The organism is Jeotgalibaca arthritidis (assembly GCF_011100465.1).
Taxonomy (GTDB): domain Bacteria; phylum Bacillota; class Bacilli; order Lactobacillales; family Aerococcaceae; genus Jeotgalibaca; species Jeotgalibaca arthritidis.
The window spans coordinates 293,468-306,447 of the sequence record NZ_CP049740.1; the positions used below are offsets into that span (position 1 = coordinate 293,468).

Annotated in this window: 14 protein-coding genes; 3 read left to right on the top strand and 11 right to left on the bottom strand. The window is 38.2% G+C overall.

All coding sequences use genetic code 11. The annotated features are described in order from the left end of the window. Positions 1-107 precede the first annotated feature (107 nt). Positions 108-1,409 (bottom strand): pyrimidine-nucleoside phosphorylase, encoded by a 1,302-nt coding sequence (locus G7057_RS01455; RefSeq protein WP_166160722.1) that lies wholly within the window; start codon positions 1,407-1,409, stop codon positions 108-110. Positions 1,410-1,423: 14 nt separating this feature from the next. After that, entirely contained in the window at positions 1,424-2,101 is a 678-nt protein-coding gene (gene rpiA / locus G7057_RS01460; protein ID WP_166160724.1) for a ribose-5-phosphate isomerase RpiA, read from the bottom strand. 171 nt (positions 2,102-2,272) lie between these two features. Here rpiA and G7057_RS01465 point away from each other — a divergent pair, with 171 nt between their 5' ends. Together G7057_RS01465 and sdaAA are read left to right on the top strand one after the other, a co-directional pair. After that, positions 2,273-2,953, top strand: coding sequence for a serine dehydratase beta chain (locus G7057_RS01465; protein WP_166160726.1), 681 nt, complete (start codon positions 2,273-2,275; stop codon positions 2,951-2,953). A gap of 10 nt (positions 2,954-2,963) precedes the next feature. Further along, on the top strand, positions 2,964-3,851 hold the full coding sequence (gene sdaAA, locus G7057_RS01470; protein WP_076765323.1) for an L-serine ammonia-lyase, iron-sulfur-dependent, subunit alpha: 888 nt from the start codon (positions 2,964-2,966) through the stop codon (positions 3,849-3,851). A gap of 239 nt (positions 3,852-4,090) precedes the next feature. Here sdaAA and G7057_RS01475 read toward each other — a convergent pair whose 3' ends face one another. The 7 genes from G7057_RS01475 to murB form a co-directional block, all read right to left on the bottom strand. Beyond that, entirely contained in the window at positions 4,091-5,161 is a 1,071-nt protein-coding gene (locus G7057_RS01475; protein ID WP_166160728.1) for an ABC transporter substrate-binding protein, read from the bottom strand. Then, a complete protein-coding gene (locus G7057_RS01480; RefSeq protein WP_166160730.1) occupies positions 5,161-6,000 on the bottom strand; it encodes an ABC transporter permease in 840 nt (279 codons plus the stop codon). The genes G7057_RS01475 and G7057_RS01480 overlap by 1 nt, the downstream gene beginning before the upstream one ends. After that, positions 5,984-6,814, bottom strand: a complete 831-nt coding sequence (locus G7057_RS01485) for an ABC transporter permease (RefSeq protein ID WP_166160732.1) — start codon at positions 6,812-6,814, stop codon at positions 5,984-5,986. The genes G7057_RS01480 and G7057_RS01485 overlap by 17 nt, the downstream gene beginning before the upstream one ends. 12 nt (positions 6,815-6,826) lie before the next feature. Beyond that, positions 6,827-7,915, bottom strand: a complete 1,089-nt coding sequence (locus G7057_RS01490) for an ABC transporter ATP-binding protein (protein ID WP_166160734.1) — start codon at positions 7,913-7,915, stop codon at positions 6,827-6,829. 26 nt (positions 7,916-7,941) lie between these two features. Further along, on the bottom strand, positions 7,942-8,484 hold the full coding sequence (locus G7057_RS01495) for a helix-turn-helix domain-containing protein (RefSeq protein ID WP_166160736.1): 543 nt from the start codon (positions 8,482-8,484) through the stop codon (positions 7,942-7,944). A 152-nt stretch (positions 8,485-8,636) separates the two neighbouring features. Further along, a complete protein-coding gene (locus G7057_RS01500) occupies positions 8,637-10,346 on the bottom strand; it encodes an ABC transporter ATP-binding protein (RefSeq protein WP_166160738.1) in 1,710 nt (569 codons plus the stop codon). 24 nt (positions 10,347-10,370) lie between these two features. Next, positions 10,371-11,318 (bottom strand): UDP-N-acetylmuramate dehydrogenase, encoded by a 948-nt coding sequence (gene murB, locus G7057_RS01505; protein ID WP_166163987.1) that lies wholly within the window; start codon positions 11,316-11,318, stop codon positions 10,371-10,373. Between the two features lie 255 nt (positions 11,319-11,573). Between murB and G7057_RS01510 the strand changes: the two genes are divergently transcribed. Next, positions 11,574-11,825: a hypothetical protein gene (locus tag G7057_RS01510; protein WP_166160740.1), complete on the top strand. Its 252-nt coding sequence runs from the start codon at positions 11,574-11,576 to the stop codon at positions 11,823-11,825. A gap of 59 nt (positions 11,826-11,884) precedes the next feature. Here G7057_RS01510 and G7057_RS01515 read toward each other — a convergent pair whose 3' ends face one another. Together G7057_RS01515 and tsaE are read right to left on the bottom strand one after the other, a co-directional pair. Further along, complete coding sequence (locus G7057_RS01515) at positions 11,885-12,412, bottom strand: GNAT family N-acetyltransferase (RefSeq protein WP_227004617.1); 528 nt, start codon at positions 12,410-12,412, stop codon at positions 11,885-11,887. Further along, the gene (gene tsaE / locus G7057_RS01520) at positions 12,402-12,896 is read right to left on the bottom strand and encodes a tRNA (adenosine(37)-N6)-threonylcarbamoyltransferase complex ATPase subunit type 1 TsaE (RefSeq protein WP_076765306.1); all 495 of its coding nucleotides are present in this window, start codon (positions 12,894-12,896) and stop codon (positions 12,402-12,404) included. Before tsaE ends, G7057_RS01515 begins: the two co-directional genes overlap by 11 nt. Between the last annotated feature and the right edge of the window lie 84 nt (positions 12,897-12,980).

The following is a 12,980-nucleotide window of genomic DNA, read 5'->3' on the forward strand; positions in this document are numbered from 1 at the left end:
TTTTGTTTGGGCTCAAATGGTCGTTACAACGAATTTATGCGTTTTGTACGTTACATTTGATAATAAAAAAAGCCGGAACGATTAAACGTTCCGACTTTTCCGACTAATTATTCTGTGATTGTTTCATGAATCAATGTTGGTTCAACTGATGTTGATGAAAATTTGTAGGCTTGATGAACTAGCGATTCTGCTTCTGAGAAATCTTTATCATTAGCATATAGTGTCACTAGAAGATCACCTTTAGCAACTTTTTCGCCTACTTTTTTATGAAGCATTAAACCAGCTGCTAAATCAATTTCCGATTCTTTAGTTGCGCGGCCAGCACCTAGTGACATAGCTGCAACACCAATCGCATCGGCATCAATTTCAGCGACGTAACCACTTTCTTCGGCATAAACCTCTTTCTTATCTTTCGCTTGTGGCATCAAGCTGTAGTCATTGACTACTTCTGGATTACCATACTGAGCAGCAATAAATTCCTTAAACTTCTCAAGCGCTTCGCCGTTATGAAGTTTTTCTTTTAGCAACTCTCGTGCCTCTTCCAAGCTAGTCGCTTTTTCACCCAAATAAACCATTTGAGCGCCTAATTCTAAACATAGCTCCTCCAAATCGGCAGGGCCTTGACCTTTTAATGTTTCAATAGCCTCTTCGATTTCAAGGGTGTTTCCTACTGCATAGCCTAATGGTTGGCTCATATCTGAAATAATTGCCATCGTATTACGACCTGCTAGGTTTCCAATTGCTACCATTGCATGGGCCAATTCTTCTGCATCTTCAATGGATTTCATAAAGGCACCTGCCCCAACTTTAACGTCAAGGACAATTGCATCAGCACCAGCTGCAATTTTTTTACTCATAATTGACCCTGCGATTAACGGCAATGAATTAACCGTTCCTGTTACATCACGCAAGGCATATAGTTTTTTATCAGCTGGGCACAGATCGCCAGATTGACCAATTACAGCTACTTTATTTTTGTTAACAAGTTCAATAAAGTCTTCTTCAGAAATTTCAATTTTAAATCCCGGAATAGATTCTAATTTATCAAGCGTTCCACCAGTATGACCTAAACCACGGCCACTCATTTTAGCAACTGGTACGCCTAAACTTGCTACTAACGGTGCTAAGACAAGGGTTGTTGTATCGCCAACACCACCGGTTGAGTGTTTATCAACTTTAATGCCATCGATTTCTGATAAATCAATTTGGTCACCTGATTCAGCGATTGCCATTGTGAATTCCACACGTTCGCGGTCCGTCATATCTTGAAAATAAACAGCCATTGCGAATGCACTCATTTGATAATCGGGAACAGAACCATCTGTATAACCTTCAATTAAAAAGCGAATTTCTTCCTTTGTTAGCTCTTTTCCTTCTTGCTTTTTAATAATTAAATCAACCATTCTCATGTCTGCTATTCCTCCTATCGATTTGCTTCTTTAACGGTGACACCATCTACCGAACCAATTAAAACTGTATTTACACAATCAATAAAGAGGCCGTGTTCGACAACACCTGTCATACCGTCTAATTCGATTGCTAAGGCAGCAGGATTTTCAATTTGTCCAAGGTGAAGATCAATAATATAGTTTTCTTCATCCGTTAAATAAAGGCTGCCATCATCATGTTTACGAAATGTTGGCTTGTAACCTTTCGTTTCAAAACGATTGAATACTTGTTGTGAGCCGTATTTTACAACTTCAATGGGAAGTGGGAATTGACCTAATTTTTCAACCATTTTACTGTCATCCACAATCCAAATCACTTTTTTAGAGTGGTTGGCAACAATTTTTTCATAAAGATGAGCGGCACCGCCACCTTTAATCCCTTGGAAATCATCACTGATTTCATCTGCGCCATCAACGGTTACATCAATCGATGCTACTTCATCAACGCTCTTTAATGGAATACCCAAGCCTTCAGCCTGTTCTTTTGTTCGAATGGAAGTTGTTACAGCTACAATATCAAGGCCTTCTTCCTTCATTCGTCTACCGATTTCTTCAACAAAATAGTAAGCTGTTGAGCCTGTTCCCAAACCAACAATCATACCGCTTTCTATATAGTCTGCTGCTTTAATACCAACTGCTTTTTTGAGTTCCATATGCCACCTATTCCTTCATGCTTATTATTGATTTTATTATAGCATAGCCATCATTCTTTTTAGAGTTAAACAACATGAGAGATTGATGAGTTTATCCATGATAACAGATTCATTAAATCCAGCTTTTTTTCTGCTATAATGACTGTGACTTAAGCAGAAAGAGGTGACCTCATGGCGGATACATTTCGCAGTGTTTTTGATATTATCGGACCAATTATGGTAGGTCCTTCAAGCTCACACACAGCTGGAGCATTGATGCTCGGTAAAGCAGCGTCACAATTATTTCAATTGCAAGCTAAAAAAGTAACCATCCACTACTATGAATCCTTTGCTGAAACACACTTAGGACATGGGACGGACTTTGCTATATTAGGTGGGATTCTCGGTCTATCAACAGAAGATCCTATGCTCCCCCACTCATTAAAGATGGCAGAATCACAACACATTGATGTCCAGTTTATTGAAGAAAAAGGACCTTCTCCAGTTGGTCATCCTAATACAGCGACCATGATTTTAGAACGAGAAGACAGACGCATTTCAGCTACAGGTTGTTCCATCGGTGGTGGCTCAATCCAATTGAATGAAGTAGAGCTTGATCAGATTAACATGACCATTGATGGCTATTTGCCCTTATATTTTATTAAACAAAATAATCTCCATAATGACTTGTATACAATGGATGACTGGTACGCCTTCTTTGATCACTATAACTATAAATTATCAGACATTCGTATTTTTCAAGAAAATGAGGTTGAATGGGTTGTTCTTTATATGGAGACCGCTCCATCAAGTCAGATGATGACAGACATTAACGACCTTATTTTTGTAGAGGAAGCCATTTTAATTAGTTAGGAGAATAAGCATGTATCAATCTATTGAAGCCTTAGTCGCAGATGCACAACTCAAACAGCTGCCTATTTCTGAATTAATGGTTCAACAAGAGATGGCTACATCGCATCGCTCGCGAGAAGAAATTTGGGAACAAATGCGCCGTAACTATCGTGTTATGAAAGACGCCGTTGAAAAAGGACTAACAGGAGACGGTGTGTTTTCACCAACTGGCCTAACTGGTGGCGAGGCAGTGAAGCTACAACGTTACCGCCAAAAAGGGAAGACACTCTCTGGCAATGACCTGCTCTTAGCGGTTGAAAATGCCATTGCGACAAACGAAGTGAATGCCTCTTTAGGTATCATTTGTGCCACCCCAACAGCTGGCTCATCGGGTACCCTACCCGGTGTCATGTTTGGGATAAAAGATAAGCTAGAATTAAGCGAAGATCAAATGGTACAAATGTTATTTTGTGCGAGTGGATTCGGGATGGTAGTTGCTAACCAAGCGATGATTTCAGGGGCTGCTGGCGGTTGCCAAGCAGAAGTTGGGAGTGCCTCAGGAATGGCTGCAGCTGCTGCTGTAGAAATTGCTGGTGGTAGCCCGAACGAAGCTTCGGAAGCCTTTGCGATGGCTATTAGCAACTTACTCGGTCTTGTTTGCGATCCCGTTGCTGGTCTTGTAGAAATTCCTTGTGTGAAACGTAATGCTATCGGTGCTGCTAACGCTTTATTATGTGCTGATATGGGACTGGCTGGTTTAACCAATAAAATCCCTGCGGATGATGTTATTGATGCCATGAGACGAGTTGGCAAAAGCCTTCCGCCATCATTAAGAGAAACTGGTCTAGGCGGATTAGCTGCTACTCGAGAAGGTATGAAACTGAAAATGCAGATTTTTGGAACTGAAATTAAGATTTAAGTGTTTTTGAAAATAATTAGCGAAATTGTTATTAATCGTTTTATTTATGTGATAGGATAATTTTCGCATTAAATTATTGCGTATAATGGATCGTGGATTAGACTAGGACACAGTTCACTTCAACCGATCGCGAGAAAAATTTTGTTTGCCATCCATACAAAAGCAGACGCAGCTCAAAAAGCATAATAAAAATAGGAGCCGGAATTTTTCCGGGCTCCTATTTTTTTCACACTCATTTTTTAATTTCTAAACATTTTCACTTCTAGGAACAAGTCATTGTAAATACCTAATAACTCAGCGCCTAAGTTTTCGTAAACTTCCATATGAGCGACATCTTCATCTGATGGATAAAAGTTTTCGTCTTCAACAACTTCTGGATCCATCAATGACAGAGCTGCCTCGTTTGGTGTCGAATAGCCAACATAGTCAGCATTAACTGCAGCATTTTCTGGATCGAGCATAAAGTTGATGAAGGCATATGCACCTTCAACGTTACGTGCTGTTTTTGGAATAACAATGTTATCAAACCACAAGTTTGTTCCTTCTTCTGGAATCACATAATGGAGGTTTTCATTTTCCCATAGCATTTCACTTGCCTCACCAGAAAAGGTTACCGCAATTGCTGCTTCTTCTTGAATCATATACATTTTGATTTCGTCAGCTACAATCGCCTTCACATTAGGTGTCAATTCTTTTAAGTATTCAGCAATACTTTCTAAAATTTCAGGGTCCTTCTCGTTCAACGAATAGCCCTGACTTTGTAAACCTAGACCCATGATTTCACGGGCGCCATCAATGAGCATTAATTTATGACGGTATTCTTCATTCCATAAATCGTTCCACGATTCAGGTGCTTGATCAATAAATTTGTCATTATAAACAATGCCTAATGTCCCCCAGAAATAAGGAATAGAGTAACGGTTCCCCTCATCAAAACTTAAATCTAAGAAACGGTCACCAATGTTCTCTAGCCCATCGATTTTAGCGTGATCAAGTTCCAACAACATGTCTTCTTCAATCATCTTATCAATCATATACTCAGATGGTACCGCAATATCATACGATGTTCCACCTTGGTTAATCTTCGTATACATGGCCTCATTCGAATCAAAGGTCTCATAAGACACTTTATAGCCTGTTTCTTCTTCAAACTGACTAATGAGTTCTGGTTCAATATAATCGCCCCAGTTGTAGATTGTTAGCGTGTTATCACCTGTAAAGCCTTGTGATCGGTTTAAGTAATCAATCCCAAAAGCTAGGCCTAAACAAACCAGTAAAATCGTCCCCATGCTAATAACCAATCGCTTCATTAATTGATCACCTCGCTTTGGCTAAAGGTCATTGCTTTTATTTCTTTTTCTTTTTTCTTTTGTCCAGAAAGTTGGATAACGTTATAGCCTAATACAAGTAATAAGGTAAAGATAAACATCAACGCACTTAGGGCATTAATTTCTAAACTAACGCCTCGACGAGCTCTTGAGTAAATCTCAACAGCTAACGTACTAAAGCCATTCCCTGTTACAAAGAACGTTACCGCAAAGTCATCTAACGAGTATGTAAAGGCCATGAAGAAGCCACTTAAAATACCTGGTGTAATTGACGGTAACAAAATGCGGGTAAGCACTTGCCATGAATTGGCACCTAAATCTTGGGCTGCGCTAATCATTGAATCTTTCATCTCATAAAGTTTTGGCAATACCATTAAAACAACAATTGGAATAGAAAAGGCAACATGAGCCAATAGAACAGACGTAAAACCGAGTGAAAAGCCAACAATTGTAAATAAAATCAATAAGCTGGCACCAATAATAACGTCTGGAGATACCATCAAAATATTATTTAAGCTCAGTAAGGCTTGTCTTGTCTGTCTCTTTTTAGTGTAGTAAATATAAATGGCACCAAATGTCCCGATAATAGTCGCTAATAAAGATGACAATAACGCAACTAATAAGGTGTTTAAAACAATCCCGATTAATCGTTTGTCTTCAAATACAGCTTGGTAGTGTTCCCAAGTAAAACCTGTAAATTCATTCATTGTTCCACCCTCGTTAAAAGAGTAGAAAATTAAATAGAAAATGGGCAAGTATAAAACAAGGAAAACGGCTACTAAAAATAAGTTATTCCATTTTGAGTTACTTGATACTTTCACTTTGTTTTACGCCTCGCTTTCCATTCTTTTCACCTGTTAATCGCATAATGATAAACATGGAAATAATTAAGATGACACCAATAGTTGATCCCATCCCCCAGTTTTGAGTCACTAAGAAATGTTGTTCAACTGCTGTTCCTAGCGTAATCACTCGGTTACCACCGATTAAACGAGTCAACATGAAGAGTGATAGTGATGGAATAAAGACTGCTTGTACCCCACTTCTAACTCCTCTTAAGCTTAATGGAAAAATCACGCGTTTAATGGTTTCCCAACGTGTCGCTCCTAAGTCATAACTCGCCATTTCGAGTGATGGATTAATCTCTTGGATAGAGTTGAAAATAGGTAAAATCATAAATGGTAATTCAATATAAGCTGCTACAAATAGGAAGCTAAAGTCCGTAAATAAAATCTGGTAAGGTCCGATTCCCATAAAACCAAGGAAGTTATTAACCGTACCACTTTGGCTGAAAATCCCAATAAAGGCATAAGCTTTTAGCAACAGGTTAATCCATGTTGGTAAAATGATTAAGGATAACCACATTTGTTTATGTTTCGTACGACTTAAAAATAAAGCCGTTGGATAACTAATTAAAAACGTAATCAGCGTAATTAAAAAGGCATAGAAAAATGAATTTAATGTCATTGCCAAATAGTTGCCTGATTGAAAATAAGTGGCATAGTTGGCCAGTGTGAACTGCCCTGAAATATCAAAAAATGATTGGTATAAAATCAATAACATTGGTGCAATAACGAACAGCACTAGCCATACAATATAGGGTACGGAGAACCATCCTTTTGAAGTTTTTGTCATCTATGCTCCCCCCTATGCTTCATAGCTTTCAAGTCGAGCATCAAACTCTTCTTCTGTTTCACCTAAGCGCATAACGTGGATGTCTTGCGGTTCAAAATAAAGACCGACATCTTGTCCGATTTGAGCTTTCTTAGTGGAATGAACCATCCATTCGTTGCCATCTTTATCATAACCAACGATTTCATAGTGAACCCCTCTAAAGAGTTGACTATCAACATTGATAACAATTTTACCTTTTTCTACCGATGTCAGTTCCAAATCTTCTGGACGAATAACGATTTCAATACGCTCTCCAGCAGTAATCCCTGCATCCGCACATTCAAATTCTTTACCGACAATCTTAACTTTGTAGTCTTCTACCATCGTTCCAGCAACAATGTTACTTTCACCAATAAAGTCTGCAACAAAGCGGTTAATTGGCTCATCGTAAATATCTACTGGCGTTCCACTTTGGACAATTTTCCCTTTATCCATAACAAAAATCCAATCACTCATCGCCAATGCTTCTTCCTGATCGTGCGTAACGAAAATAAAGGTAATGCCCAAACGACGTTGGAGTTCACGTAATTCGTATTGCATATCAGTTCGTAATTTCAAGTCAAGTGCTGACAATGGTTCGTCTAATAATAACACTTCAGGCTCGTTAACAATCGCACGCGCAATGGCAACACGCTGCTGCTGTCCACCAGACATTTCACGAATTTCACGATTTTCATAACCTGACAATTGAACCATTTTCAAAGCATCTTTTACTTTTTGTTGAATATCTGCTTTTGATAATTTTTTCAAAGATAAACCAAAAGCAATGTTGTCAAATACATTCATATGCGGGAAAAGAGCATAATCTTGAAATACTGTATTGACCTTACGTTTATTAGGCGGTACGTCATTCACACGCTCACCATTAATCTTAATCGTCCCATTCGTTGCTTCAGTAAAACCTGCAATTAAACGTAAAATGGTTGTTTTACCACAGCCAGATGGCCCTAATAGAGTATAAAACTTCCCTTTTTCAATTTCAAAGTCAATGTCGTGTAAGACGACATCGTCATCATATGATTTATTAATACCTTCAAAGACGATGTTGATATTATTTGTCATTTACTACACCTGCGCTTTCTAAAAGTTTATAAATATGAATCTGTTACAACTAAAAGAACTTTAGTTGTCTGTTTAGATGCGTTACAAATATGGTGAGACTCTGTTGCCTCGTAATAAAAAGACTGACCCTTCTTCACTTGATAATGCTGATCACCGATAACTAATTCAAGCGTTCCAGCCAAAACATAGCCAAAGGTCTCTGATAGAGACGGTGGAAATTGTTTAAATTCACCTTTCTCCTTTAATGTTATCATAACCGGCTCCATTTCCTTATCATTTGAATCGGAAATCAACCATGTCATCGCATAGCCCTTCTCATCATCTTCAAAAACGGTCACATCATTCTTACTATAAACCACTGACTGACCTTCCTTATCAGAATCAAAGAATTCTTTCGGTGTCGTTCCTAGTACTTCCAACACATCAAAAAATGTTTCCATTGATGGGGAGCTTAAATTATTTTCTAATTGGGAGATATACCCTTTGGTTAGATCAGTACGCTCACCTAATTCTTCTTGCGTTAGATTTTTTTGAAGACGTAACTGTTTTAACTTTTTACCGATTTCCAAGGTAAACCCTCTTTTCTCGTTTATTAGTTTACTAATACTAATCTTTAAGTTTAGGCACGAGTAAAATTATAATCGTATTTTCAAAAAATACAAGCCTTAACAAACAAAAAAACCAAAACGAGTATCAACTTGTTTTGGTTTGCTTGATTTGATTAGAATAACCGAGCAACTCGGTCGTAGTGAATGAATTTTTCTGTAAACACATAAGGGTCATTCATACCAATGTGTTTAGAGAATGTATATAAACTCGTTTCTTTCAGTGAGGAGTTTGCAATAATTTCTGGGCTTGCCAAAATATAAACCGGACTGGCATCAGCTAAAATCTTCCCTTCGGATACAACTACTGCACGTTTGGTATATTCCAACATCAAATGAATATCATGGGTCACCAATAATACGGTAATACCTTGTAAATGAATGGATTGCAAGAAGTTTAAAATTTCTGTATAGCGCATGAAGTCCTGACCAGCTGTTGGTTCATCCACAATAATCATCTTAGGACTGAGTGCTAAGACCGATGCAATCGCTACACGTCTGAGTTGCCCAAAACTTAAGGCACTCATCGGTAACTGACGAATATATTGTAAGCTACATACTTCAATCACTTTTTCCACACGGCGGTAAATTTCATCTTCTGAATACTGTTGCTCACGCAATCTAAATGATAATTCATCATCAATATTATCTTGAGTAATTGTTTCAAGTGGGTTTTGAGGGACGTAGCCGACAAGATGTTTCATCTTATCAGCGTTCAAATCAGTGATTTCCTCGCCCTTCCAAATTAATTTACCAGAAGCAATCCGCTCTTGGCCTGAAAGTAGCTTCACTAAGGTTGTTTTACCCGACCCATTCGGGCCTATTAGACTGAGTATTTCACCTTCCATAATTTTAAAACTAATATGGTCGACAATATTTTGTTTATTCCATGGATACTTAAAACTCACATCTTCTACTTCAAGAAGAACATCCTCATTAGGGGGATAGTGGAATTGAGGCAAATAAGATAGCCAGCGTTCCATATCTTCTTTTAGATTCGGACCATTCACTTGATGAACATTGTCCAAATGATGCGTATGTTCCAAATTCACGCCTGCATATCGCATAGCTGTAATATAAAGGGGTTCGCGAATACCAATATCACTTAAGATATCGGTTTTTAAAACATCCGATGGATTCCCATCGGCAATGATACGCCCTTCTGAAAAAAGAATTAGGCGGTCAATCGGATAAGCTAGTGCATCTTCTAAGCGATGCTCAATAATCATAACCGTTGAATCCGTCTCTTGCTCTAGCGTATCAATAAATGCCATTGTCGCGTCACCCGATTTAGGGTCAAGATTAGCTAATGGCTCGTCAAAAATAAGCAGCGGTTTATCTTCGATAAATAGCCCTGCTGTCTTCATTTGTTCAAATTGATTGTCTGTCAGCTGATTAAAGCTTTGCTGGACTGAAGGTGATTTACTTAGGAACCACTTCATGCCTGCTAATTTTTTCTGCTGCAGATAGGTTTGAAACGGCTGGCTAGCAGATGAAACGCCTGAAGAGATTTCTTTTTCTTTCTCTCTTACTGCTTCACTACTATCTTCCATATTAATCGCTAGTTCATTGGGCAAAAAATTAGAAATATGCTTATTCTCAATTTGATCGCCATAGCTAATAGTACCTGTATAATCATCATGGTCCTTACTTGGTAAAATACCTGAAATACATCGTGCAAAGGTGGACTTCCCTGAACCACTTGGTCCGATAACAAGAATTTTTTCCCCTTCGTATATCGTGACATTAATTTCTTTAAGAATCGGTACAGATTGATCGGAATAGGTAAATGTAAAATCTTGAAGCGTAATAAGTGGTTTTTTCATCGAAGCCACCTCCTTTTGCTGTATTTAGGAAGACATTCTTTCTGATGCATGATCAACTGAATCAGGAACAGGGTCTTCACCAATTATTCTTACTTCTGTTTCTAATTTTACATGATAAACATTCCAAATAACCTCTTGGATATGAGCAATTAATTCAATATAATCTGTTGCAGAAGCATGGTTAACATTAACAATAAAGCCTGCATGCTTCGTTGAGATTTGTGCGCCTCCCCATGTTTTACCTTGTAAACCAGCATCTTGAATCAGTTTACCAGTGAAATAACCAGTTGGGCGCTTAAAGACACTCCCGCAGGATGGGTATTCTAAAGGTTGCTTAGAGGTTCTCAACTCTGTTAATTCAGCCATTTTTTCAGCCATTTTTTCTTTGTTACCTTTTTCTAAAGTAAAAACAGTTTCAATAACAATTTCGCCACTTTCTTGTAATTTACTGTGACGGTAGCTAAAATCTAGTTCTTCATTTTTGTATGTTTTAATCTCGCCCCTTGGCGTAATCACTTCGACGGTTTCAATAACAGTTTTCACTTCACCACCATATGCACCTGCGTTCATATAGACCGCACCACCAACGCTTCCTGGAATACCACAAGCAAATTCTAGTCCAGATAGCTGTTCGTAAAGAGCACGATTAGAAGCATCGATTAATCTTGCCCCACTTTGGACAATCAAGCGATTCTTTTTCACTTGCATACCATTTAATTCGGTCAGAATCATGACTACGCCACGAATGCCACCATCACGAATAATGACATTGCTGGAATTCCCTAAAATAGTCAGTGGTATTTGATTTGTATTCGTCCATGTTACAACAGCTTGAACATCCTCTTTAGAGACTGGAAAAACAAGCGCATCCACTGGACCTCCCGTTTTTGTATAGGTATAAGCGTCTAAACGTTCGTTCTCTTTAATGATGACAGTAGGAAACTCCTGTTTAAGCTTCTGTGCCAACGTCATTTTTTCTTGCAATCTTTTCCCCTCACTAAATCTTCACATTAAATTTCTTCATACTATATATTTAGTAATACTAACATAATTTTTTAGAATAACTACTGATGTCTTTTAATTGTAACATATATTAATTGTATAATAAGCTATTATTTAGCCCACTGTCCAGTTATTTAGAGAGCCTTGCCAACAAAATTCTATTCCCAGCAGAATTTTACTGTAAAATATGCTAGAATAGTTCGGTACAGTAAAGGAGGAACTTCTTTGTCTAATAAAAAATTAAAAAACGCAACCGTATTTACCTTACTCAGCATTCTATACCCTGTTTATTTATTCTCAACAAAAGACCCTGACAGTATCGCAACCATTTCACTTGTGCTTGCTTTATTTTTCCCAGTTGTTGGTGTTATTTTTGGTTTAAACGTCGAAGACAACCGTTTTAAATGGGCATTTGTGATTATCAATATCCTTGTCCTGTCTATCTTTTCAAATTACGCACTAACTATTTTATTTTAGTTGGTCCAAATAGATAAAACCGTTAAGAAGTTTACGCTTCCTAACGGTTTTTATATTAATTAATCAATCAGTAAGCTCATCATGATACCATCGACAAATTCACCATCAATCTGCATCACACGCGCTAATCTACCTTCCACTTGATAACCCATTTTTTCATAAAGTGAGATTGCTCGCTCGTTACCAGCATGAACGGTTAGCTCCAAACGGCGGATAACGCCACTTTCTTGTGCCCAAATCTCAATTTCTTCCATTAAAATACTACCAATTCCAAAGCCCCAAAATTCTTTTTCAACCGTGATACCAACTTCACCAACGTGTTGTGTTTTTGGCTTATCATTTGATCCGACCGATGCCATTCCAATAATTTCATGATCATTGATGGTCGCAACTAACATAATAGCATTATCCTTCTCTAGTAATCCTTCAAGATACATTTCTTCAAACGCTTCTGATAGTTCCAAACCTTCTGATCCGTATGTTAAGAAGTCTGTTTCGCTTCCTGTTTTTTTACTAAAGGCAATAATTTCACCAGCATCGCTGGGAATTGCTTCACGAATGGTAATTTCTAATTTTTCAGTTCCCAATGGTTTGACCCTCTTTCCAGCTTTGCTCCCATTGAAGCAGTAGCTGTTCATATGTTGTTCCTTTAGCACTAATATCAAAGTGGCGTTCGTGTGAGTAATCGCCGATACGCGTAATCGCTATCTTCAACCAATCTGAAGGGAGTTCCTCTTCAATAAAGGTCGACCATTCAATCACACTGACTCCATCACCATAAAAGTATTCTTCTAGCCCTAACTCTTCGCCACCGCCTTCTTCCAAACGGTAAACGTCGAGGTGGTAAAGTGGCAATCGTCCCTTACCATATTCTCTAATAATAGTATAGGTTGGACTTTTAATAACTTGCTCAATTCCCATTCCTTTAGCTAGTCCTTTGGTGAACGTTGTTTTACCTGCTCCAAGGTCGCCCTCTAAAAGAACGACTGTTTTTGCGGTCACTAGTTCACCTAACAGTTCTCCCAGTCGCAGCGTCTCTTCTTCATTTCTTATATCTATACTGAATGCCATCGATTGGGCACCTCACTTTTACTTTTTTATTATTATAACGTATTTTAACAGGACTGTGTATGAGCAAGCAAAAAAACGCCCATT